Annotated in this window: 23 protein-coding genes and 2 pseudogenes; 10 read left to right on the top strand and 15 right to left on the bottom strand. The window is 41.8% G+C overall.

From position 1 onward, the window contains the following. Positions 1 to 46: 46 nt before the first annotated feature. Complete coding sequence (locus AACW06_RS04245; protein ID WP_192074123.1) at positions 47 to 610, top strand: DNA-3-methyladenine glycosylase I; 564 nt, start codon at positions 47 to 49, stop codon at positions 608 to 610. Between the two features lie 160 nt (positions 611 to 770). On the opposite strand, the gene AACW06_RS04250 is transcribed toward AACW06_RS04245, so the two are convergent. After that, positions 771 to 1,961, bottom strand: a complete 1,191-nt coding sequence (locus tag AACW06_RS04250) for a cystathionine beta-lyase (RefSeq protein WP_192074124.1) — start codon at positions 1,959 to 1,961, stop codon at positions 771 to 773. 80 nt (positions 1,962 to 2,041) lie between these two features. Continuing rightward, positions 2,042 to 3,496: a cardiolipin synthase gene (gene cls / locus AACW06_RS04255; protein WP_192074125.1), complete on the bottom strand. Its 1,455-nt coding sequence runs from the start codon at positions 3,494 to 3,496 to the stop codon at positions 2,042 to 2,044. Between the two features lie 338 nt (positions 3,497 to 3,834). On the opposite strand from cls, the gene AACW06_RS04260 reads away from it, so the two are divergent. The 3 genes from AACW06_RS04260 (at position 3,835) to AACW06_RS04270 (ending at position 6,937) form a co-directional block, all read left to right on the top strand. Continuing rightward, on the top strand, positions 3,835 to 5,178 hold the full coding sequence (locus tag AACW06_RS04260; RefSeq protein ID WP_192074126.1) for a sodium-dependent transporter: 1,344 nt from the start codon (positions 3,835 to 3,837) through the stop codon (positions 5,176 to 5,178). Between the two features lie 119 nt (positions 5,179 to 5,297). Next, positions 5,298 to 5,993, top strand: a complete 696-nt coding sequence (locus AACW06_RS04265; RefSeq protein ID WP_192074127.1) for a TIGR01621 family pseudouridine synthase — start codon at positions 5,298 to 5,300, stop codon at positions 5,991 to 5,993. A gap of 11 nt (positions 5,994 to 6,004) precedes the next feature. Further along, positions 6,005 to 6,937: a class I SAM-dependent methyltransferase gene (locus AACW06_RS04270; protein WP_192074149.1), complete on the top strand. Its 933-nt coding sequence runs from the start codon at positions 6,005 to 6,007 to the stop codon at positions 6,935 to 6,937. Between the two features lie 97 nt (positions 6,938 to 7,034). Here AACW06_RS04270 and AACW06_RS04275 read toward each other — a convergent pair whose 3' ends face one another. After that, positions 7,035 to 7,481 (bottom strand): META domain-containing protein, encoded by a 447-nt coding sequence (locus AACW06_RS04275; protein WP_192074128.1) that lies wholly within the window; start codon positions 7,479 to 7,481, stop codon positions 7,035 to 7,037. Between the two features lie 165 nt (positions 7,482 to 7,646). Here AACW06_RS04275 and AACW06_RS04280 point away from each other — a divergent pair, with 165 nt between their 5' ends. Beyond that, positions 7,647 to 7,895 carry a DUF1289 domain-containing protein gene (locus tag AACW06_RS04280; RefSeq protein WP_192074150.1) on the top strand — a complete coding sequence of 83 codons (249 nt, stop codon included), beginning with the start codon at positions 7,647 to 7,649 and terminating at the stop codon, positions 7,893 to 7,895. Between the two features lie 4 nt (positions 7,896 to 7,899). Here the strand turns inward: AACW06_RS04280 and AACW06_RS04285 are convergent, their stop codons facing one another. Next, positions 7,900 to 8,118 carry a hypothetical protein gene (locus tag AACW06_RS04285; protein WP_192074129.1) on the bottom strand — a complete coding sequence of 73 codons (219 nt, stop codon included), beginning with the start codon at positions 8,116 to 8,118 and terminating at the stop codon, positions 7,900 to 7,902. Between the two features lie 316 nt (positions 8,119 to 8,434). Here AACW06_RS04285 and AACW06_RS04290 point away from each other — a divergent pair, with 316 nt between their 5' ends. After that, complete coding sequence (locus AACW06_RS04290; RefSeq protein ID WP_192074130.1) at positions 8,435 to 10,351, top strand: bifunctional metallophosphatase/5'-nucleotidase; 1,917 nt, start codon at positions 8,435 to 8,437, stop codon at positions 10,349 to 10,351. Between the two features lie 51 nt (positions 10,352 to 10,402). On the opposite strand, the gene AACW06_RS04295 is transcribed toward AACW06_RS04290, so the two are convergent. After that, on the bottom strand, positions 10,403 to 11,023 hold the full coding sequence (locus AACW06_RS04295) for a LysE family translocator (RefSeq protein WP_192074131.1): 621 nt from the start codon (positions 11,021 to 11,023) through the stop codon (positions 10,403 to 10,405). 166 nt (positions 11,024 to 11,189) lie between these two features. Further along, positions 11,190 to 12,476: a DEAD/DEAH box helicase gene (locus AACW06_RS04300; protein ID WP_192074132.1), complete on the bottom strand. Its 1,287-nt coding sequence runs from the start codon at positions 12,474 to 12,476 to the stop codon at positions 11,190 to 11,192. Between the two features lie 253 nt (positions 12,477 to 12,729). Here AACW06_RS04300 and AACW06_RS04305 point away from each other — a divergent pair, with 253 nt between their 5' ends. Then, on the top strand, positions 12,730 to 13,086 hold the full coding sequence (locus tag AACW06_RS04305; protein WP_053309925.1) for a PilZ domain-containing protein: 357 nt from the start codon (positions 12,730 to 12,732) through the stop codon (positions 13,084 to 13,086). Between the two features lie 23 nt (positions 13,087 to 13,109). On the opposite strand, the gene AACW06_RS04310 is transcribed toward AACW06_RS04305, so the two are convergent. Next, complete coding sequence (locus AACW06_RS04310) at positions 13,110 to 13,502, bottom strand: ribosome recycling factor family protein (RefSeq protein WP_192074133.1); 393 nt, start codon at positions 13,500 to 13,502, stop codon at positions 13,110 to 13,112. 372 nt (positions 13,503 to 13,874) lie between these two features. Here AACW06_RS04310 and AACW06_RS04315 point away from each other — a divergent pair, with 372 nt between their 5' ends. After that, on the top strand, positions 13,875 to 14,135 hold the full coding sequence (locus AACW06_RS04315) for a DUF5062 family protein (protein WP_192074134.1): 261 nt from the start codon (positions 13,875 to 13,877) through the stop codon (positions 14,133 to 14,135). Positions 14,136 to 14,387: 252 nt separating this feature from the next. After that, a pseudogene (locus AACW06_RS04320) lies at positions 14,388 to 14,834 on the top strand (YcxB family protein). A gap of 240 nt (positions 14,835 to 15,074) precedes the next feature. Here the strand turns inward: AACW06_RS04320 and AACW06_RS04325 are convergent. From AACW06_RS04325 to AACW06_RS04355, 7 genes are all read right to left on the bottom strand, one after another. Then, positions 15,075 to 15,413, bottom strand: coding sequence for a cytosolic protein (locus AACW06_RS04325; protein ID WP_192074135.1), 339 nt, complete (start codon positions 15,411 to 15,413; stop codon positions 15,075 to 15,077). Between the two features lie 110 nt (positions 15,414 to 15,523). Further along, positions 15,524 to 15,667 carry a hypothetical protein gene (locus AACW06_RS04330; protein WP_192074151.1) on the bottom strand — a complete coding sequence of 48 codons (144 nt, stop codon included), beginning with the start codon at positions 15,665 to 15,667 and terminating at the stop codon, positions 15,524 to 15,526. Positions 15,668 to 15,883: 216 nt separating this feature from the next. After that, positions 15,884 to 16,393, bottom strand: coding sequence for a 4Fe-4S binding protein (locus tag AACW06_RS04335; protein ID WP_192074136.1), 510 nt, complete (start codon positions 16,391 to 16,393; stop codon positions 15,884 to 15,886). Continuing rightward, positions 16,368 to 16,991: a TorD/DmsD family molecular chaperone gene (locus AACW06_RS04340; RefSeq protein ID WP_192074137.1), complete on the bottom strand. Its 624-nt coding sequence runs from the start codon at positions 16,989 to 16,991 to the stop codon at positions 16,368 to 16,370. Before AACW06_RS04340 ends, AACW06_RS04335 begins: the two co-directional genes overlap by 26 nt. Positions 16,992 to 17,050: 59 nt before the next feature. Continuing rightward, entirely contained in the window at positions 17,051 to 17,887 is an 837-nt protein-coding gene (locus AACW06_RS04345; RefSeq protein ID WP_192074138.1) for a dimethyl sulfoxide reductase anchor subunit family protein, read from the bottom strand. Positions 17,888 to 17,889: 2 nt separating this feature from the next. Further along, complete coding sequence (locus AACW06_RS04350) at positions 17,890 to 18,516, bottom strand: DMSO/selenate family reductase complex B subunit (RefSeq protein WP_192074139.1); 627 nt, start codon at positions 18,514 to 18,516, stop codon at positions 17,890 to 17,892. Beyond that, positions 18,513 to 20,963, bottom strand: a complete 2,451-nt coding sequence (locus AACW06_RS04355) for a DmsA/YnfE/YnfF family dimethyl sulfoxide reductase (RefSeq protein ID WP_192074140.1) — start codon at positions 20,961 to 20,963, stop codon at positions 18,513 to 18,515. Before AACW06_RS04355 ends, AACW06_RS04350 begins: the two co-directional genes overlap by 4 nt. Positions 20,964 to 21,282: 319 nt before the next feature. On the opposite strand from AACW06_RS04355, the pseudogene AACW06_RS04360 reads away from it, so the two are divergent. Further along, positions 21,283 to 21,845 (top strand): annotated as a pseudogene (locus AACW06_RS04360) (ISAs1 family transposase); the annotation flags it as partial. Between the two features lie 24 nt (positions 21,846 to 21,869). Here AACW06_RS04360 and AACW06_RS04365 read toward each other — a convergent pair. After that, on the bottom strand, positions 21,870 to 22,187 hold a 318-nt coding region (locus AACW06_RS04365), incomplete at its 5' end, for an IS1 family transposase (protein WP_238336630.1).

Raw genomic sequence — 22,187 nt, forward strand, 5'->3', positions numbered from 1 at the left:
GAACAGGGGAACTACTTTTGAAAAGCATAACCTTTAAGGATTAACGATGAGCGATCACGATACTACTTGTGCATGGGCAATGAATCATCCACTTGAACGTGAATATCACGACCAAGAGTGGGGAGTTCCGGTTTATGACGATACGGTTTTGTTTGAGTTTATCACCTTGGAAGGCGCGCAAGCTGGCCTAAGTTGGATCACCATCTTAAAAAAACGTGAAGGATATCGTGTCGCGTTTGAAGGGTATGATCTTCAAGTTCTAGCACAATATGATGAGGCCCGGGTGCCATACATTATTGAGCATTTTGATGTGGTGAAACACAAAGGAAAGATTGCCTCTGTATATTCTAATGCGCGAGCAGCAATAGCGCTTCAGCAAGAATATGGCTCATTATCTAACGCGTTATGGCAGTTTGTCGATGGACGTCCCATTGTCAATCATTGGCATTCGATGAGGGAGGTGCCTGCTGCAACTGAAATTTCAAAAGCAATGAGCCAATTTTTGAAGAAACGTGGTTTCAAATTTGTTGGAGAAACAATTTGCTACGCATTCATGCAGGCAGTTGGTATGGTCAACGATCATCTTGAAGGTTGTCCACAGCGAACTTAACTAACTTAGGTGGTTCTGGTTTAGATTTTGAAATTGCACAACTCGGTAGTGTGAGCTCAGGTTTTACTTAACAGCTTCCATTTCCTGTAGCGATATTCAACAAAAAAAGCCGCTCGTTTCATGGGGCGGCTTTTTTGTATTTACTGTGTTATTTCAATGATTACTGATTGAGTTGTTGAGTATAGCGCTTTAACCCCGCGTCTAAATCAGCAATGAGGTCTTCAACATCTTCCAAACCGATATGTAAGCGAATTAAAGTTCCTGAAAAATGCGGATTGGCTACGGTTCTCAACGAGTCAAAACTCTTTGGTTCATTAGCAAGAATTAAGCTTTCAAAGCCTCCCCACGAATAACCCATACTGAAATGCTTCATGCCATCGAGTAAGGCTGTGGTTGCTCGCGGATTGCTCGTTTTCAACACAAAGGAGAACAGGCCATTTCCACCAGTGAAATCACGTTTATAAAAATCATGGCCAGGGCAGGACTCAAACGCTGGGTGGCGAACATGGTCGACTTCTGGGCGTTCAGCAAGCCATTTCGCGACTTCCAAGCTGTTTTTTTCATGTTGGCGTAAGCGAACATCAAGGGTTCTTAAACCACGCAAACCTAAGTAAGCATCATCAGGTGAGATACATTGCCCCATTAAGTAGCTCTGTTCTCGTAGTTGATCCCAATGTTTTTCATTGGCGATGGCGGTGCCTAGCATCACATCTGAGTGACCAATTATGTATTTGGTTGCCGCTTGGATCGAGATATCAACCCCATGTTCAAAAGGTGAGAAGTTAACGCCTGCCGCCCAAGTATTATCTAGCATCACGACAATATTTTGTTCATGAGCAATGCGTGAAAGGGTTGGGATATCTTGCACTTCCATAGTGATTGAACCTGGTGATTCAGTAAAGAGTACCTTAGTATTCGGTTGAATTAACTCGCGGATACCTTCGCCAATCGTCGGAGGGTAGTAGGTGGTTTCTATGCCCATTTTCTTCATGATTTTTTCGCAAAAATCACGGGTCGGTTCATAACAGGTATCGACCATCAATATATGGTCGCCAGTTGCAACAAAGGAAAGAATAGCATTGGCGATTGCCGCAGCTCCACACGGGAAAAGTGCACAGCCTGCGCCGCCTTCAATTTCGACCATCGCCTCTTGAAAAGCAAAGTGAGTATGTGTGCCACGACGCCCATAGAATAAGGTTTTATTTGCACGGTTTATCGTCGCATGGTTTTTTTCCGCAACGCTATCAAAAACCACTGTCGATGCACGTTGAATTGGCGGATTGACTACCCCATTTGTCCACTTTTTGTCACGTCCCGCTGTCACGAGTTGAGTCTTTTTGCCTTCTGACATCAGAAATCCTTGTCTGGAAAGATAATCGTCTATTTAAAACATGGAGCTGCCTTAGTTGGCAACCCCGAAATGATAAAAACTTATAGTAGAGGATTGAATAAATAGAACAAACGTTCAAAGAAACGATGATGAAGCGGGCGTTGTTCCCATTCGCTGTAGTCAACAGCATGAGATTGCTCAATGTAATGTTGCTGTAACCAATGCATTTCTTTAGTAAATGATTGGTCATCAACGGCGAGAGTGACCTCAAAGTTTAGCCATAAGCTGCGCATATCAATATTGACGGTGCCGACTAAACAGAACTGCTCATCGATCACTACCGATTTTGTATGTAATAAGCCACCGTAAAATTCATAGATTTTCACACCAGCTTCAAGCAATTCTCCATAAAAGGCACGTGAAGCCCACTGTACCATCGTAGAGTCATTTTTATGGGGAATGATCAGTTCAACATTAATACCACGTTGCGCCGTCATTTTTAGTGTGGCCAGTAAATCCGCACTTGGCACAAAGTAAGGAGTGGTTATTCTTACTGACTTATTGGCTTGGTTAATGGCCAGTGTCAGCACTTGTAATATCAAGTTTTCAGGCATACCTGGACCTGATGGAACAACCTGAACAGGGTGCTGTGGTTGATCTGGGGTTATTTGGCATTCCGGAGTGTTGGGCAACATGCGAGTCCCTGTTTCCACTTCCCAGTCCCAGCAATGGATGGCAGACAGCACATTAACAGCAGGGCCAGTTACGCGGACCATGATATCCACCCACTGACCAACGCCAGAATTTTGTTTGAAGTAAGCTGGGTCAACGAGGTTCATCGACCCGGTGTAAGCGACTTTATCATCAATGATAATGATTTTTCGATGCTGCCTTAAATCGAGGCGGCGTAAAAAAATCCGCAAAGGGCTGACTTCTAGTGCTTGAACAACTTCAATGCCAGCGTCTTTCATCATTTGGTGCCAATGGCTTCTGAAAAATCGCGGACTGCCTGCTGAATCAAGTAACAGTTTAACCTGTACACCGCACTTGGCTGCTTGAATAAGTGCAGAAGCAACAGAATCAGCCAATCCACCTGGATGCCAGATGTAAAAAACCATTTGTATACTGATTTTTGCAGCTTTTATGTCGTCGATAATAGAATGCAAGATTTCATTGGGAGAGGTTTGAAGCGAAAGTGTGTTGCCACTTAGTGCTGGTATTCCCATTCGGTGATTACAAAGTTCGTCAATCTTGTAGATATGAGCGCCCATACCTTCTGGTGCATGAGCTTGGCAATCATTAAGTTGCCTAAACCAGCCTTCATAAGGCGTGAACATTTCTTTTGCTCGTTCGGCTCGTTTTCGACCTAAATTGAGCTCGCCAATCAGAAAATAGAAAATAACCCCTACAATTGGGATGATATAAATAACCATCAGCCATGCAAGCGAAACGCTTACGGCTCTGCGTTTCAATACAACTCGTAATGTAACAGCGGCAACCAGCAGCCAATATATCGCAATGCCAGCTAATGTAAGAATGTGGTAAACCTTATCCATGCAGTCAATCTTGTCGCTAGAGTAAGTAAAGATAGTAAAGGGAAAGGACGAAGTAAGAAAGTTTATTGCTGTAAATAATATGAAAACAGTGACAGATGAATGATGTTACCAATTTGATAACAGCAGTTTAAAAAACAAAAGCTGAGCACAAAAAAGCAACGATTAAGCTGTGAAATGATGGTGAAACCAATAATTTATGCTGTTCGGCCTTCCAATTTTAATCTTAAACTGATTTACTTGCCATCATCTTGGTGCGACTCAATATTCCTATAAGTGTAATTAAAAGTTTACACTTAATTTTAGCATCGCTTGGCAAACACAATTTTGGTAAATATCTTATGGCAAGTAGTTCAAGAGGTCATTTCTCTTCGAGAATTGGTTTTATCATGGCGGCAGCTGGTTCGGCTGTTGGTTTAGGTAACGTATGGGGTTTCCCAACCAAAGCGGCTAGTAATGGCGGTGCGGCATTTTTAGTCATCTATTTGGCCATGGTGTTTTTGATCGCTTATCCAATGTTGGTCGCAGAGTTAACGATTGGTCGTCATGGTCAGTCAAACCCTATTGCTTCTTTGAAATCAATTTGGACAAAAAATAAGAAAGCGGCGGCTCTATTCGGTGCGATAGCGATGGTTGCGGCTTCAATGATTCTTAGCTTTTATTCTATTCTTGCGGGTTGGTTGATGGGCTTTGCTGCCGCACCGATTTTAGAAATGGTAGGATTACAATCAGCAGCTGATTGGTTAGTGAATTTTAGTGGTGCTCGTAATGTTGTTCTAGCCTTGCTCTTTTCATTGCTGACGATTTATGTGGTGCAAAAAGGCGTAGCCGACGGTATTGAGAAATGGTCAACTCGTCTGATGCCTGTTCTATTTGTGCTGTTTGCCGTGATGATTGCGTATATTTTCACTCAAGATGGTTCAATGGAAGGCTTGAAAATGTACCTTGTGCCTGATGTATCACACATCAACGCGGGTCTTTTAGTGGATGCAATGGGGCAAGCTTTCTTCTCATTGTCACTCGGTGTGGGTTCGATGATGGTTTACGGCTCATACATCAAGAAAGATGTCAATTTACCGAAGACAGCAGCTCAAGTGGCTGCGATTGATACAGGTGTCGCCTTCGCTGCAGGTCTTTTGATTCTTCCTGCGATGTATGTTGCAAAAAATCATGGGGTTGAAATCTTTGATAGTGCAGGCAATCTATTGAGTTCTGGTGACCTTGTCTTTGCGGTATTACCAGCAATGTTTGACACTATGGGTTCAGGCGGGATGATTATTGGCGTTGGCTTCTTTATCCTGATGGTCATCGCTGCATTAACCTCTTCCATTTCATTATTAGAAGTACCTGTTTCTTGTGCTCAAGACGAACTGAAAATGGATCGTAGTAAAGCAACATGGTTGATTGGTGGTGCCATTCTAATACTTAGTATCGTTATTTCACTTAATTTTGGTGCACTATTTGGCCTGATTGCCGATATATCAACAGTCTATATGCAGCCATTACTGGGTGTGGTGTGGGCGATTGTAGTGGGTTGGATCTGGCAGCGTAATAAAGTTCTTGAAGAGCTTAAACAAGGCAATCCAGAGATCGAACAAGGTTTATTTTGGAAGATCTGGCCTTGGTATGTACGAATCGTTTGCCCTGTGGCGATCATGGCGGTATTCCTCTACTCGATTCTTTAAGTTTAATACTAAAACAAAAGCGGTGTATTCACCGCTTTTGTTTTATCAATAAAGCTCACTCTATCCTGCCGATTATTGTTTTTTAAAGGTATAATCCCAGCCTTATCATGAGAGGCTGTATGTTCGATATTCTTTATACACATTCCGATTTTCTGATTATCAATAAATACCCAAATGTTTCTGTTCATAAAGATGATGGCGAGACCATGCTATTGCAGGAAGTTGGTAAAGTTTCCGGTGATCAACAGCTTTATCTTGTTCATCGTCTGGACAAAATGACGTCAGGTGTTTTATTGCTCGCACGTTCACAGCAAGCGGCGAGTATTTTGTCGCAAGCGTTTGCTGACCGAGAAGTGGAAAAATACTATCTAGCACTGGGTAGCAACAAACCTAAGAAAAAACAGGGTTTAATCAGTGGTGATATGGAACGTTCAAGACGTTCTGCTTGGAAACTGATGAATACTTATAATAACCCTGCTATCACGCAATTTTTCTCACTGACAGCAGAACCAGGTGAGCGTCTCTTTTTATGCAAGCCATTGACTGGTAAAACTCATCAGATAAGGGTTGCATTAAAATCGATTGGTTCAGCTATTGTGGGGGACCCCATTTATAATGGTAGTAATGTAGCTGACCGAGGATATTTACACGCCTTTGCTTTAAGGTTCTCGTATCTTAATCATCAGTATCAATTTATATATGATCCACGCAATCAAGATGATATGGGTCATCAGTGGAACTCAACGATAGTTTGCCAAGGTATTGAATCTTGGTTAGCTCCTTGGAATTTAGCTTGGCCGAAAGTAAAAAAATGACAGAACACAACATGCAATGCTCAGCACTTGCCCTTTTTTTTGAACACATTGAACAGCAACTCGCACGAGGCCCAGATGAAATTCGGCGCTTATTCCATGGTCGTGGTCGCAGGTTTCCTGGTTTAGAGCAGCTAACGTGCGATTGGCTCCAAGGTCAATTGATCGTCAATCTATTTAAAGCGGTGGACGATGCTTTTTTAGTTGATCTAAAGCAAGGGCTGGTTTGCCTGACAAACAGCCCGCTATGGCAGCAAAAGCAGGGGCGCTGTATTTTACTGCAACACCGTTATGCTGAAGGTGCTCCTTCTGAGGTGTTATGGGGAGAATTAGATGCCTTTCCTGTTGTGATTGAAAATGGCTTGAAATATCAGTTAAGCATTGGCCGTAACCAAAATTTTGGCTTGTTTTTGGATATGCGCTGTGGTCGTGAATGGGTACAAGCTAATGCAAAGCATAAAAACGTTTTGAATTTATTTGCTTACACTTGTGGCTTTTCTGTTGCGGCAATGCAGGGTGGTGCTGATAGCGTAGTAAATGTCGATATGGCAAAAGCCTCGCTATCGAAAGGTCGAGAAAACCACATATTAAATAGCCATAACCTTAGCCAAGTGAAGTTTTTTGGACATGATATTTTCAAGTCATGGGGGAAAATTAAAAAATCAGGTCCTTATGATTTGATTGTGATCGATCCGCCATCATTCCAAAAAGGTAGTTTTGCATTAACCAAAGATTATCAAAAGATTTTACGTCGCCTTCCAGATCTACTTGCTCAAGGAGGTGAAGTACTAGCGTGCGTTAATTCGCCATCGGTAACGTGTGATTTTCTTATTGAAGGTATGAAGGTAGAAGCTCCTTCGCTTACTTTTCAACAGCGTTTAGAAAACCCACCTGAGTTTGAAGATATCGATCCACAAGCAAGTTTAAAAGCGCTAGTTTTCTCGTAATCAGGATGCTCTCGAGCATTATTGAAAGAGAGAGCAACAGATAGAAAAATGGCAGCGATTAACGCTGCCATTTTAAAAAGGAGTACATTCGCGTAAATTAGTTTACCCAGTCACGCAGGGTAAATGTCAGCGTGTGTACATCATTCTTCAATGTTAGCCCGTCTTTGGTGACAGTGATGTCGCTCCAATCAGAAAGCGTTTGAGAGAACGCTTGCTCTGTGTCCATCACATCGCCAACACACATCATCATAGTCATGCCCATTTTTTCGATGCGGAACTGGTTGTCTTTCAACTCAGCTTGGCCAAAGAAGTTATTACACCCCGCATTACCACTTGCCATCATTTTTTCACCGATTTCAAGACGTGGTGCCTTTTGTTTATCGGCATTGGTAACTTCTTTACCATCAATTTGGACAAGTTGCCAGTTGTGTTGCTGTAGATCTTGAGCCGTGATTTGTTTCACGTTATCACCATTACTTGCACAGGCAGTCATGAGTACAGGTAGAGAAATTGCAGCAAGTAACTTTTTTGAACTAAGCTTCATATTATTCGACTCCAGAATGTTGAAAACGTGGTAAGTGTATTAAATCGAACGGCGTTTTTGTCAGTATAAGGTTATTGTTTTATATTCGTTATGTCTTGTAACCGCTAAATGACACAGAATAAGTATATAACACTATTAGAAATACATCAGACTGCTGAGCTAAATATGGAGCAACTTGAATTTTTTAATGTACCAAGCCCCTGTATCGGTGTTTGTACTGTAGACAATAAAGGCTACTGCAACGGATGCATGAGAAAAAGAGAAGAGCGTTTTAACTGGCTTTCGATGACGCCTGCTCAGCAGTTACATGTGATAAAGCTTTGCCGACAACGTTATAAGCGGAAAATGCAACACAAAACGCAAGAAGCAAAAAGTGCAAGGCAGGCCATTAGCCCGCAACAGGATCTATTCTAAGGGGTTACTTTAATCCCCAGTGATCGCTCACCCAACCACCAACTCGTTCATCAAAATGATTACCATTGAAGCGTCTATTAATGTCGGGGTGTTCTAGCTCTGGTTTACTATCGAGCAACTGTTGAATGTAGTTCGCCATAGGATCATTAGAAAATTGCCTTTGATGCCGCGTTGTGACTTCTTTGATTAACTGTAGCCGATAGGTTGAGCTCGCACGTTTCATTTCTATAACCTCCAGTGTTGTAATGACCAATAGAAAAAATAGGTCTGTTCACACAGGTCGTCAACTCAATCATTGGTTAAATTTTGCACAAAATTCTCATTAAAAAAGTAAGGTTATGATTTAGCTTAAAATAAATTTTTCAAGTGATTTATTTATCTTTATAGTGAGTTTTATCACATTAAACTGTAAGGGGTTTATTTTGTTGCGATGAAAGTTGATATTTAATCACAAAATAAAAGTATCAAGTCGTTATTATTACCGTGTGTTAATGTGTCTTTTTTCATAAATAGTTTTTTCATAAGTATATGAGTAGTCTATGAAACTTAAAATTGTTACTAGTGCAATACTTGGCTCTTTAGCCATTCCTTCTTTTGCTGCCGATGGCGACATCCACAATGTTACTGTTCTTGGTACGTCAGATATCCATGGGCATTTTATGCCTTGGGATTATGCTGCTGATAAGTCGAACATGCGTGGCAGCTTGAGCCAAATTGCCACCAAAGTAAAACAGATAAGAGAACAGGATACGCATGTTATTTTAGTGGATGCTGGCGATACGATTCAGGGTAACTTCGTTGAAACATTTAAACATGAAGCGGTTGATCCGATGATGTTGGGGTTCAATGAAATGCAATACGATGTGTGGGTTTTGGGAAACCACGAATTCGACTTTGGCTTAGCCGTGCTTAACCGTTCACTTACACAGTTTGAAGGAAAGGTGTTGGCTGGAAACATTCAAAGACCCGATGGAAATCCGTTTCTTCCTGCGTATACCGTCATTGAAAAAGATAATATTAAAATAGGTGTTATCGGGATGGATACGCCAATGACGCAAGTCTTTGCGGAAGGAACAAATCGGTTGGAAGGAATGACTTTTACCAATCCAACGTTAGAAGTTAAAAAAATTGTCCAACGGATCAAAAATAACGTTGATGCTATTGTGTTAGTCGCACATATGGGCCTAGACAACGAAAATGACATTCAAGATACTGGTGTGTCAGACATTGCCAATGCAAACCCAGAAATTGATGCTATCGTCGCTGGCCATATGCATACTAAAATTGATAAAGCGGTAGTCAATGGTGTGATTATAACTGAGCCAGATAAATACGGACGTGCTTTATCTCGTATTGACTTTCAGTTTGAAGAGCGTGGAGGGAAATATACCCTTATCAACAAAGACAGTTTCACTTATTCCATTAGCGGCGTTGATTCAGATACTAAAATGGAGCAGCTTTACGCGCCATACCATGACCGTTTACGACAAAACGCCAATCGTGAAATTGCTCAGCTTAACGGAATCGACCTAGTACCAGAGAATGAAATTCGTGGTATCCCTCAAGTGCATATTCAAGACACGGGGATTAGTGCGTTATTTCAAGAAGCCAGTTTTTTCTATGCCCCCAAAGCTAATGTGATTGCTCTGCAAATTGACAACGATAATGCAGAACTTGATGTCGGTCCGATCAAAGCTAAAGATATTGCGTATAACTATCAATATGCTGGTGGTGAAATCACAGTTTATCAGATGACAGGTAAGGAACTTAAAGCTTATATGGAGTGGTCTGCTGGCTATTTTAATTCTGTGCAGGACGGCGACGTAACTTACAGCTTTAATCCTAAAAGACGTGCTTCTAAGTACTCAACTAATGATTTTTTTGCTGGGGTGACCTATACCATTGATTTAAGTCAGCCAGAAGGCCGGCGTATCAAGGACTTAAGTTTTGCGGATGGTCAACGGATTCAAGATGATAGCGAAATTCGCCTCGGGATGAACAGCTATCGAATGGGGCATTTAACTCAGAAAGGTGGCAGTCTTGAAGGTAGAACGTTCCCTGTAATTTTTGATACAGAAGCTGAGTATGGTGAAGATGAAGGCACCATAAGAAACTTAGCCATTCGTTATTTAACCGAAGAGAAAAAAGGCCAGTATGAAGGCAAGCTAATGCAACGTTGGAAATTAGTAGGCTTACATGGTTATGACGCAGAGAGAGAAGTCGTAAAAAATCTGATTAACAGTGGCCAAATTGATGTACCGAGTAGTGATGATGGTCGTTACAGCAATATTGCGTCGATTAATGTCAAAGCATTGAAGTTTGGTAGTAAAGAGATGGCGAAAGAGGCATTAGATACTCGCATCAAATTGATTGAAAAAGCTTCGTCTGTCGATAAAATCAATCTCAATCGAGAGATAGTATTGATCAAGGCATTGAATAACATTTTTCTAAATTGATTGAAATACTTAAGCTCTGGCATGTTTGTCAGAGCTTTTTATCTTAAGCGTTCAACTCACTAACAACCAAATCCCAACGCCAATCATTAATGTCCCAGAGACGCGATTCAGTAAGCGTACGTTTTCAGAATGTCCCAGAACACGTTTTAAACTTCGACCTCCCGTCGCGTAAAGGGTCATGCAGATAAATTCTGAAAGTAAAATAATGGAAACCAACAAAAGTAGCTGTGGGGTGAGTGGGGCATCGCTATCAATAAAAGGTGGCAGTAGCGATATCATAAACGCCCAGCCTTTGGGGTTTGCAATCGCGGTTACAAACCCTTGCACGATGAGACCCCAGTCTTTGCCCACCTTCGTGGGTTGCTGTTCATTGCTGAGTGCAAGCTTTCCCTTTGAACGCCACATTTGAATGCCGAGATAACCGAGGTAGAGTGCGCCAACCGTTTTGAATAACGTGAACAGCCATGGAAAGCTTAGCATGATAGAAGCGATTCCTAGTACTGCTGTGACCGAAACCACGGCAACACCAACCAGTTCTCCAATCATCATCCATAATGTTCGTTGGTAGCCAATGCTCATTCCCAAAGTGAGTGCTAAGGTCATGCACATACCGGGTGTGATGGAAACAAAAAAGAACGTAGGAATAAATGCTAAGAGTAACGTACTGTTCATCAAAAAATCCGTTTGGAAAGCTAAAGCGTTAGCATACACCATTAAAAATAGTTATCACTATGGGACATAACGCTTGACGGTGTGTGGCGAGTCAATATTGTATATCGATACTACAAAAAAGCTGCACGATGCGCAGCTCTCGTATGATTGATCGAATGCAATTTATTTACTTACGACGACTTTTTAAGCGGTTCATCATTGATAAACGACGCTCGGCAGAGGCTTGGTCGGGTTTGTCTTCGTTAGGATTATTACGGCGACCTTGGCGATTTTTAAATGCATCTTTAGTGTGGAGTTTTTCAATATACGCATCACGCTTTTTCGGTTCGTAACCTGGCTGCTCTACTCGGCGAATACGCTGCTGAATCAAGCTTTCTACCTGAACAACAGTTAATTCTTCTTCGCGGCTAACAAAAGAAACGGCATGTCCTTGTTTTCCTGCACGGCCGGTACGTCCAATGCGGTGCACATAATCTTCAGCAAGGAAAGGCATATCATAGTTAATAACATGTGGAAGGTCTTCGATATCTAAACCACGAGCAGCTACATCGGTGGCAACCATCACCCGTGCTTTACCTTCTTTGAATTCATCTAATGCGCGGCGACGAGCACTTTGTGCTTTATCACCATGGCATAGTACGGCTTTAATGCCATCGAGTTTCAGCTCTTTAACTACTTCATTAGCCGTTTCTTTGTAGTTCACAAACACCAGCACTTGTCGCCAGTTTTTACGGCCAATTAACTCAGAAAGAAGTTCGGTTTTACGTTCTTGATCAACAGGATAAACGACGTGGGCCACAGTGCTCGCAGTTGTGTTCGCACGATCAACACTAATGCGTTTCGGCTTGCGTAAAATATCGCCAGCAAGCTGGTTTAACTGTGTCGAGGTGGTAGCGGAAAACATCATAATTTGAGGTGATGTTTCAACTTCCAACATAATTTTACGAACAGGGGTAATGAAACCCATATCCAAAATACGGTCTGCTTCATCAAACACAAGAAATTCAAGTTGAGAGAGAGAAACATTGCCTTCACTAAGGTGTTCTTCTAAACGTCCTGGTGTTGCCACTAAAATATCGACGCCTAAATCAAGTTGACGAACTTGTGATGACATCTTATTACCGCCATAAACCGCTGCAACGCTTAACGACGTGTATTTCACGTAGTCTTTAATGTTTTGGGCGATTTGTGCCACTAACTCACGAGTCGGAGCTAAAATAAGTGCACGTGCAGTGCAGCGGGATGGGGATTTACCGCTGTCTAATAGGTGTTGAATAACAGGGAGTGAAAACGCGGCTGTTTTACCCGTACCAGTTTGCGCAGTGGCAAAAATATCATGCCCTTTACGAGCCATTGGAATGGCTTGTTCTTGAATTGGTGTGAGTTTTTCATATCCACAATCAGCAAGAGCTTTAACAAGTTCAGGTGCAAAACCTTGAGATGAAAATGACATTTTACGAGTTCCTTAAGCAGACAGCCTACATTTCTTCATTTTAGCCGCGCACTATATAGGATTTAGAGTGATTTATCTCTCGTTTCTCAGCTTTAGGGATAAATAATCTCTATTATTATGTTGTGCACGTCGCTGAACGACAGGATTTGGCTTCATGTTTTTACTTCGAAGGTCGATAATAAGTGATAAACTGTTGGTTTCCCAAATCGCATGGTTATAGAGTGGCAAGCTGAAATAAGAACTGGGTTAGATTATGGACGATAAAGATTTTATACAAAAACGGCAGTATTACCGTTTAAAGTATCCTAAACGAGCTAGACCTGTCGTCAAAATTGATGATGAGCTTTTTCATGTCAGCGAAATATCAGAACAAGGTATCCGTATCGAAATGCCACGGGCTACGGCCTTATATCAGGGGTTGTCAATGTCTGGAACGGTTCATATGCGCAGTGATAGTTCGATTAAAATATCAGGAAAGGTCTTACGTTTTCAACAAAATGAAGTCGTGGTTCAATTAACTAACGGGCCGGGTTTCAAGCATATGGTGGAAGAGCAGCGTTATATCCGTCAGAAGTATCCTACCTATTTTTCTTCTTTGCGCTCAGCTTAGGTCGTAATATTAAGCCGAAATAGTTAGAAATCTTCTGTAGCAAAGCGAGCTGTTCGAGCTTCATTGACAGAACAATTGGTCAATGCCATGAGTTCGGATAGCGTAATATTCGGATTTTCTAGTATGAGCCTTGTGAGTTTATCTTCACGTGGCTCCAGCTTCTCTTCCAGTGTCCTGATCTTATCATTCACTTTAGTGATTAAAAACAGCATCGCTTGTTGATCCATCTCGCTTAGCTTTGTCACTACACACTTTAGTTGGCTTATTTCACCACTGATTTGCCAGTTTCTGGAGCGTCTTACTCTTTTCAATTCACATCCGTATTCGAAAGCCACTTGTTTTGTTCTCTTAGCGTTATCGCCACCAATTCGATGAATTAATGAGGGAAGTGGTATGGTTAGGTTTGTACTTTCCATGCTTTATTTCTTCATTGGCAATAACTTGTGGCGAGTAGCTCTACGACAAAAGGGATTATAACTGAAATCTCTACATTGACGAGTTTATCTCACTTACGCCAAGTTTTGTACTTACTAGAGAATCGACTAAGCCAGTGCCTATTTGGTTCAAATTTTTCACGCCTAGTTTGTGACCACTTTCTCGTTGTTGGTGTATTTTTTGCGCTAACACTTAGTTGACTATTCAATTTTCGCTCCTATGGCATTGTTTCGTTTGCGTTTTAAGCACTTACTGAATGTTGTAGCCTAAACTTATCAATATGAGAGTTTAGTAACACGCCATTGGAAACACTTAAGGTATTCTTAGTTGAAACTAAGAAGAGGCTTCTATCAATGTCACAAAAATCCATGCTTAAGAATGAAGATAAACTGGTTAAGAAGGCACTTGAGATCGGTGGGAAGATGGCAATGCTGCAAGGTTTTAACCTCCCTCAGTCACCACAACCAGTAAGAGTAAAGGCGATTTACCTATTTTTGGTCGATGCCAAACAAATCACGCCATTACCTGACAATAAGCTCGACGGCGCAAACATTAAACACAGACTGGCACTTTGGATGCGTAATGCATTGCCAGACAACGACCCTCTGAAATAAAAACCATGTTGTCTGAAACAGGTGCTTAATAGAAATAAATAAACCATACACACATCAAGTATCGTGCGTAACAAGGGTTATTATTGAGTTGTCTGTGTATCGCATTACAGAGCGCCTAGCATCTTTCGGTATTATTGATTTACAAAACAGAATCAAAATTGCTAAAGATAAGGCCCGAGACGCGATACAACGCTTGTGTTCCAAGAGCGCAGCATGGAATACTCATTCACGGATACCTTAAAGTAACCATACATGTCTAAAGATTTCGATTTCACCACAGAATATACGCTCGACAAGCCTTTCTTGGCCGAGTGTTATGATCAAACTAGTCTGCCTGCTAAGTTCCCAAAAGCATATCTGAAAGGGATATTCTTTCTTATTTTTGGCACTGTTCTATTAGAGTTTGAGTTGTTACCTAATGGTTATGTCGGTTAGTTTTTTATCGTATTGAGTGTTATTGAAGCGTTCAGTATTTACTGTAAGCGAACTTGGTGGTTATGGTGACAAACCATTGGCTCAAGTCGTGGCAACAAAGTGGTGCTTCAAATTAACGCGAACGGTGTGAATTACAAAAGCGGTAAAATCGACCGCTACATTGCTTGGAGTGAAATTGACCAACTTGAACAAACCGATTTAGGATTCATACTTCATCTAGGTAAGCAACGCCAATATGTCAGCAAATCTTGTTTAAAAGAATAAGTGATCGTATTCATGATGGAGCAGCACGCCGCCTCAAAAGTGAATTGACGTTCTTGTGGCTAGTTATATGTCAGCTAATTCTTTGCTATGGAAATTGCTCGTCAGTTAACCTTAGCATTTCTTTTCCTATTGAAGATAGGATCTGGCTCCATTCAATTCGCCCCTTAGTTAATAAACGAAAAGCTTGCGGATGAACGGATAAGGATGCCAATTCTCCGATTTCAAATGACTAAATAAATTTCAGTTCATTCGGGTAATAAAGGTTTGCTCGTCATCCACAAAAGCCACAAAACCACCGTGATAGATAAACACCCGACTATGTCCCTCAACTAGGCAGGCAAGCTGTGGGTTTAAATCTTCTTCGTTATCTTGGCGTTGAAATGCTCCGGTATCAGTGATCACGCCCCTGAGTGTAGGCAAATATCCATAAGTGTGCTTGGCTTGATCAATCGGGTTCAATTCGCTGGCGGCAGATAAGTAAGAGGGGATCGCACCGGCTTCTTTGATAAACATGGTTTTCAGTTCTTCAAAAGCTGTAATCACCAACCAGTCGATGCCATTAACATGATGGATAAACATAGAGTTTCTCGGTAATTCTGATGCAGAGATTTTATCACTACCAGGGGAGGACGTAGTAGAGGTTGTTTAGTTGCTAAAGGTGGTAATTCAGTGCCATTTCCGTACATTCACTAGGCCAACTTGAAATGCGTCTTTGCCCCTTTCCAAGTTTGCGCAACAAAACGGTGGTAAATCTCGCCAGAAAATAGCCCGACTTTTACTAATGGAAGACCGCGCAACATCGATGCGCGGAATCTCCCAGTTTCTTGCACCATGCTGGTTCTCAGGGAGACGGCACTTGGTAACAAGTGCCGTCCACCCGACAGAAACTCATTCGAGCAAAGAGCGCAGAATCCCACTATCAGTTCAAAATACTCACTTATTTAACAATAAAGCTGCTAAAGCAGTTTGTTTACAGAGTGAGAATATGAGTGGACATGGTAGGCCACAGTAACGAATCTATGCGATTCACAGACATCTTTTGCCGGTTATTAAGCCATCGTCATACTAATAGCATTGATAAAGCATGTAGTGATACAGAAGCCACAACCAATACATTTCTCTTGGTCGATAGATGGGGTACGGTTTTCTTGCCATATTAGAGCGTTAAAATTACATGTCCCCTCACAATTATTACAATAGCTAGTCAGGTTGTCACAAGTAGAAGAAATACGTGCGATTAGTCCGGTAGCTGTTTCTTGTTGGGATAGCGCCAGCGTTTGGCAAGCTTTTTGGCATTCACCACAGACATCACACGGTGTATAGGAAACGTCAATTTCTGCTAACCCATCAATGATATTAATAATTTCATTTGGACAAGCTGCCTGACAGTTACCACAACCAGTGCAGAGGCGCTTAAAGAGAATTTCTTCAACAGCGTAAGGTGGCCGTGCGACAGTTTTATGTTCCTTAGCCTCATGCTCATGGAGTTTCTTGTAAAAAGTAAACAATCGCCGTTTATTTAAGTCAATTTGTTTATTGGACGTTTTGTGCCTTGTCATTAAAGTAGTCTCGACGTTCAACCTGTGTTATCTGGAACCTATCTATCAGAATGGAAAGTACTTTCTTTGCTGATTCTGCAAGTGTTACGTAAGCATCACAGTAACTGGCTTTTGTTAGTCGTTTGATATAAAAATCAAACCAAGTTATTAGATGTGCCTGTAATAGCTCTTTAGCTAAAGAATATCTCTCGTCTTTCAGTAATAACCCAAGAACCATCAACATTAAACCAATATGATCGTCGGGCTCTTTGTGGTCGCTGTTAAGTGATAAGCCACATTGTCGTAGAAACTGGCGATATTCAAGCATTGACTCACCAAACACGATGGATTCCTTATCTAAGTATACCGACCCCCAAGGTGGTGCTGGCATATCACCTATGCCAGAAAAGAGTCGGTCGTGTTCCAGCTGTAATTCATTTCTGTCTTCAGACTTAATCGCAAGTAAGGCAGTAGACAGTAGTGGAATATCCTGACTAACGTTATTGAGCATTGTTTCGAGATTAACCTGCTGGTATCGGTCTGGTGGGTAATAAAATAATGCCCCCAGAACTTTTAGAACAACGCTAAGATCTTGCATATTTAACTCATTGGTTTTCATAGCTCACCTTAATGATTCGGGGCTTTACTCAGCCCCGAAAAATGACAGTTTCATCCTCGTTAATATAATCCGGCGGTAAAGTGCATACCATAGAACACATTACGGCCGTAAGCCTCTGCAATGATCAGGCTCAACAGTACAATCAGAGCAGCAACTTTCTTTGTATTACTGGATAAGAACAGTTCTGTAAATCCCCATAGTACTGCAGCAACCACCATGGCAAACAGATTCACTTCAACAGAAGTAAATAGGGTTTCTACTTGTGCAGCACCACTGTGAATCGCTGTTGAGATCTCAGTGTAATGTACTAACTGGAATGACGTTGCTGCGAGGTTAAGGCAGATCATGCTTACACCGAAGCACATAATGATACGGCTCTGCTTCTCGGTCGCGCTATCTGCTAAACATAGCAATAAATAGCCAAATAACGTTCCGAGTGTCAGAACGGTGAACCAAAATTCGTAAACTCTGTGGATTGAGTGCCATGCAGGGACTGTATCCATGTTATAGACGTTTGCCATGGCGAACATAAATACAATACCGAGTATGATTGAGATTGCATTCAATATACGTTCGAGTACGTCGCCACCCCAATTCAATACACTGACTAACCAAAGAAGTCCGGCAATAGCTGCAAAACCAGAGCCATACAGGATTTCTGTCGATAGAGCAGAGTCTCCGATTCGGTTGTAGGCATTAAAAGCTCTTAATGGGCTGCCTAAGTGCATGGTTGAAAAGATAAAGCCTAAGCCAATCACAACCAGTACGGCGAACCGGAGCTTGTTTAATTGACTTGCAGGACTTCCCATTAACTGACCAGTGTTAATGATGAGATGAGCACCCACTGCCATTTGAGCTAAAATCGTAAAAGCAATTAACGGAGTTTCATAAAACATGATTACACCTCTCTTGGATTCTGTAAGAAACCGGTACGATCATTAGTCGGCTTTCCATTAGGATTAAGTTTCACGATAAGGTTAGGATTTGTCAGATGAGAACTTGGTAACGGTGCAACGTTAGCATTAGCGCCATATTTCGCTCTTAGTTCATCTATCGGACCGAATTCTAGGGCACGCAGTGGGCAGCTATCTACACAGACGGGCATTAAGCCTTCTGCGACACGCTCAAAGCATCCATCGCACTTAGTCATATGCTTTTGGGCTGCATCATATTGTGGTGCGCCATAAGGGCAGGCCATCTCACATGAACGACATCCGATACAAATATCTTCGTTAATGGCGACAAGTCCATCTTTGGTACGTTTATGCATTGCTCCTGATGGGCAAACATTTACACACGCAGGATTGTCGCAATGGTTACATGCGATAGATAGATAATAGGCGAAAACATTCTGCCGGAAAGCCCCGTTATCTTGTGTCCAATTACCACCGACGTATTCGTAAATGCGACGGTAATTACGATCAACGCCTAAGTTTCTAAAATCCTTACATGAGAGCTGACAGGTTTTGCAACCTGTGCATTTGCTGGAATCGATGTAAAAACCATACTGTTTATCAAGACTCATGATTCAGCCCCCATTTTTTTAACTAGTGTCACTTCAACTAAATTGGTATGACTAGGATTGGTTTTAGCTATTGGGCTTGGACGTGGACTGGTCAATACGTTAATACTTCCAGCCTGATCCACCTTCTGACTATTAGGGGAATACCATGCACCTTCGCCAATGGCAGTAACATGAGGCATGATCCTTGGTGTTACCTTAGCCCGAATATGTAGTTCACCGTGTTTACTTCTGACACTGACGAGATCGCCATTCTCAATACCACGTGCAGTTGCATCTATCGGGTTGATCCATATTTCCTGTGGAGCAGCAGCTTTCAATAACTCTACATTGCCGTAAGTTGAATGAGTTCGGGCTTTATAATGGAAACCTGTCAGCTGTAGTGGATATTCTTTGCGATCAGGGGAGTCCCAGCCATTAAAGGTTGGTCGATATTCTGCAATAGGTGTGATGAATTCGTCGTCGTCCAGTTCCCACTCTTTGGCAATGACCGCGAGTTGTTCAGAGTAAATTTCGATTTTGCCTGACGGTGTGGATAATGGATGGGCTTCGGGGTCTTTGCGGAAATCCTCATACGGTACATATGGACGATCGTGTTGTTTTTTATAGATACCCTGTTTACGCATCTGATCAAAGGATGGTAAATCCGGATCGTTATTATTTTTCACTGTTTCGGCGTACATAAATTGCAGCCACTCTTCCTGAGTCCGACCTTCGGTGAACTCGTCAAACACTCCCATACGCTGTGCAATACCGGATAGAATTTCATAGACTGGCTTGCATTCAAAGCGAGGCTCTATCGCTTGACTGGCAAAAATGAAGTAAGGCATTGAGCCTGCTTCGCCGTCCATACAAAAATCAGATTGCTCGGATGTTGTACAATCAGGCAGTACTATATCTGCATATTTTGCGGAAGCAGTCATGTGATTATCAATCACAACAATCATTTCACAAGCATTTTCGTCCTGTAGGATATTATGGGTACGGTTTATGTCTGAATGCTGATTAATCATAACGTTACCAGCGTAGTTCCAAATAAACTTGATGTTATTCTGTAATTGGTCGACTCCTTTTATGCCGTCAGTCCTATCGGTCATTTCTTTGCCTCGGAAAATCGCATCCGTCCATAAGAAGAATGGAATTGAGGCCTTAATTGGATTACTTAGTGTTGGAAATTGAACAAAAGGATACCAATGATTACCTTCACGAGCACCGGTACTACCGCCTTGTAGACCGACCTGGCCTGTTAACAGGGACAGCATCATGATCGCTTTGCATAGCTGTTCACCATGAGCTGAACGTTGAGGCCCCCATCCCTGTGATATATGTATTCGTTTGGCATTACCTATTTCACGCGCTAACTTGGTAATAATATCAGTAGGAATACCTGTGATTGGTTGCGCCCACTCAGGTGTTTTGGCTGTATTATCATCGCTGTTACCGAGGATGTAGTCTTTATAGCTACCGTTTTTAGGTGCTGAATCTGGTAGGGTTTTGGAGTCATAACCAACACAGTACTTATCCAGAAATTCTTGATCGACCTTGTTTTCAGTGATTAGTACATAAGCAATGGCAGAGCATAACGCGATATCTGTGCCTTGCTTAATCGGTATCCATTGATCCTCTCGACCGGCAGCGGTATCAGTGTAACGGGGATCGATAATAATGGTTCGTGTTTTGTTAATATTTTTCCCATCAACATAGTTGTAGATTTGCCCTCCACCAGACATTCGAGTTTCAGCCGGATTATTACCAAAGAAAATACAAAGATCAGAATTTTGAATATCATCCATGGAATTGTTGTCTACCCATGAACCATAAAAGTAAAGAGACATCTCTTCAATATTACCAGCGGAATAATCATTGTAGTGATTAAGGTAGCCACCGCATAAATTCATGAGTCGGGCTACCAGAGTTTGAGAAGGAGCCCAACTTTTGGTGACGGTTCCTCCTAAAGTACCAGTACCGTACTGCAGGTAAACAGCATCATTACCGTAATCTTTAATTATACGTTTTAAATTATCACCAATAATATCGAAAGCTTCGTCCCAGGAGATACGTTTAAATTTACCTTCCCCTCGCTTACCTACACGTTTTAAAGGGTATTTAAGCCTGTCAGGTGCATATACCCGTTGGCGCATTGAACGCCCACGTAAACAAGCACGGATCTGGTGATAATCATTAAATTGGTCATCGCCTAAACCGTCAGTTTCTACCCACTTAATCTCACCATCGACAACATGCATTCTCAAAGGACAACGAGAACCACAGTTGACAGTACATGCGGACCAGACAATTTTTTCATTGGGTTTGGCAGGCGTTTCTTTTGCAATAGCATTCTTGCTAAATGGGAGATAGATAGCATTTCCTGTTATAGCGAGTGTTCCTAGCGCACTACCAGCTTTGAGAACGTTACGCCTGGAAACACCGTTATGATCATTATTAGACATAATAGCTTCCTATACTTAGTGATGTTTAAAACTCGTCAGGTAGGACGGTTTTTATTCCTTCTTGTTTTTGAGTTGGTCAATAATTGTACTAACCAGATAAGGTATTGTAGGAACTTTTCAAGCAAGCCAATTGATATTAATCAATTACTCAATAGGCAAAAGGTGAGCTATATTAAATATTTACTAATACCAGAGGTAATTGGACGTTGAGTGGGGGTTCAATCAGGGCGAGATCGCGAACGTTTTTTAATCGATAATGGATTGATTTGACGAACTAATTTAGGTGTGATCATATACTCTCTTTTGGGAGTGACCTTATATGATCGATACCTTTACTTACCACTTTTCACAGATCTCAGCCCCTCGCCAGTCAACTAAGATTACCTATCCATTGTTAGACGTCATGTTTCTCACTCTATGCTCCACTATTGTCGGCTGCGAAGGATGGGAAGATATTGAAGACTTTGCTGAAGAGCAACTGGATTGGTTTCAATCCAAAGGCTTGCTTCTTTCTGGTGTTCCCGTTCATGACACCATAGCTCGCATCATTGCCAGACTTGATCCAGATGATTTTCTCACTGGATGAAGGATGTAGCTCAGTTGCTGGATGATGAGATTATTGCCATTGATGGGAAAGCTTTAAGAAGCTCATACAACAGGGAAGATCGAAAATCCGTTATACACATGGTGAGTGCCTTTGCTACCTCAAATGGAGTGGTGATTGGGCAGGTAAAAATAGCAGATAAGTCGAACGAGATCACTGCAATACCAGAATTGCTCAAGCTATTAGATATCAAGGGCTGCCTTGTTTCAATCGATGCTATGGGGTGTCAGAAGGAGATTGCCGAAAAAATCGTAGATCAAGGCGGAGACTATTTTCTTGGGTCGTGACTCAAATCAGTTGAATTACCAATAGAACTCCCGCTCGATAAACGTCCCTATAACTTTGTCATGCATCTCTTCTGATTTTGAAAAACCGATCGTTTTACGAACAAGGCGCTTCAATCTTGAACGTAATGTCAGGTTGGTTCGCTCAATTCGCTGAGTGAATCTTTTGCCAACAACGTGCTTTTCTCTTGGTTGCTCTTTCGTGTAGGCAGTGAAGTCATCAGTGAAAAAGAAGCGGATGTCGAACGGCGCTAGTAAAGCAAGTAGTGCTCGCAATGCATCTGTATTACGTTTACCAAATGAATGAGCAATGATGCGTTTATAACGCGGCTCCCA

Origin of the sequence: Vibrio sp. S12_S33 (genome assembly GCF_963889785.1) — a bacterium.
GTDB classification, from domain to species: domain Bacteria; phylum Pseudomonadota; class Gammaproteobacteria; order Enterobacterales; family Vibrionaceae; genus Vibrio; species Vibrio aestuarianus.

Bases quoted from the DNA above. Each gene is read 5' to 3' on its own strand.
- AACW06_RS04280 (WP_192074150.1), top strand. From the start codon at position 7,647: ATGGAGCAACTTGAATTTTTTAATGTACCAAGCCCCTGTATCGGTGTT.
- AACW06_RS04305 (WP_053309925.1), top strand. From the start codon at position 12,730: ATGGACGATAAAGATTTTATACAAAAACGGCAGTATTACCGTTTAAAG.
- AACW06_RS04250 (WP_192074124.1), bottom strand. From the start codon at position 1,961: ATGTCAGAAGGCAAAAAGACTCAACTCGTGACAGCGGGACGTGACAAA.
- AACW06_RS04275 (WP_192074128.1), bottom strand. From the start codon at position 7,481: ATGAAGCTTAGTTCAAAAAAGTTACTTGCTGCAATTTCTCTACCTGTA.
- cls (WP_192074125.1), bottom strand. From the start codon at position 3,496: ATGGATAAGGTTTACCACATTCTTACATTAGCTGGCATTGCGATATAT.
- AACW06_RS04325 (WP_192074135.1), bottom strand. From the start codon at position 15,413: ATGTTTATCCATCATGTTAATGGCATCGACTGGTTGGTGATTACAGCT.
- AACW06_RS04355 (WP_192074140.1), bottom strand. From the start codon at position 20,963: ATGTCTAATAATGATCATAACGGTGTTTCCAGGCGTAACGTTCTCAAA.
- AACW06_RS04265 (WP_192074127.1), top strand. From the start codon at position 5,298: ATGTTCGATATTCTTTATACACATTCCGATTTTCTGATTATCAATAAA.
- AACW06_RS04285 (WP_192074129.1), bottom strand. From the start codon at position 8,118: ATGAAACGTGCGAGCTCAACCTATCGGCTACAGTTAATCAAAGAAGTC.
- AACW06_RS04260 (WP_192074126.1), top strand. From the start codon at position 3,835: ATGGCAAGTAGTTCAAGAGGTCATTTCTCTTCGAGAATTGGTTTTATC.
- AACW06_RS04350 (WP_192074139.1), bottom strand. From the start codon at position 18,516: ATGAGTCTTGATAAACAGTATGGTTTTTACATCGATTCCAGCAAATGC.
- AACW06_RS04345 (WP_192074138.1), bottom strand. From the start codon at position 17,887: ATGTTTTATGAAACTCCGTTAATTGCTTTTACGATTTTAGCTCAAATG.
- AACW06_RS04295 (WP_192074131.1), bottom strand. From the start codon at position 11,023: ATGAACAGTACGTTACTCTTAGCATTTATTCCTACGTTCTTTTTTGTT.
- AACW06_RS04290 (WP_192074130.1), top strand. From the start codon at position 8,435: ATGAAACTTAAAATTGTTACTAGTGCAATACTTGGCTCTTTAGCCATT.
- AACW06_RS04245 (WP_192074123.1), top strand. From the start codon at position 47: ATGAGCGATCACGATACTACTTGTGCATGGGCAATGAATCATCCACTT.
- AACW06_RS04330 (WP_192074151.1), bottom strand. From the start codon at position 15,667: ATGGTGCAAGAAACTGGGAGATTCCGCGCATCGATGTTGCGCGGTCTT.
- AACW06_RS04340 (WP_192074137.1), bottom strand. From the start codon at position 16,991: ATGAAAACCAATGAGTTAAATATGCAAGATCTTAGCGTTGTTCTAAAA.
- AACW06_RS04310 (WP_192074133.1), bottom strand. From the start codon at position 13,502: ATGGAAAGTACAAACCTAACCATACCACTTCCCTCATTAATTCATCGA.
- AACW06_RS04315 (WP_192074134.1), top strand. From the start codon at position 13,875: ATGTCACAAAAATCCATGCTTAAGAATGAAGATAAACTGGTTAAGAAG.
- AACW06_RS04300 (WP_192074132.1), bottom strand. From the start codon at position 12,476: ATGTCATTTTCATCTCAAGGTTTTGCACCTGAACTTGTTAAAGCTCTT.
- AACW06_RS04335 (WP_192074136.1), bottom strand. From the start codon at position 16,393: ATGACAAGGCACAAAACGTCCAATAAACAAATTGACTTAAATAAACGG.
- AACW06_RS04270 (WP_192074149.1), top strand. From the start codon at position 6,005: ATGCAATGCTCAGCACTTGCCCTTTTTTTTGAACACATTGAACAGCAA.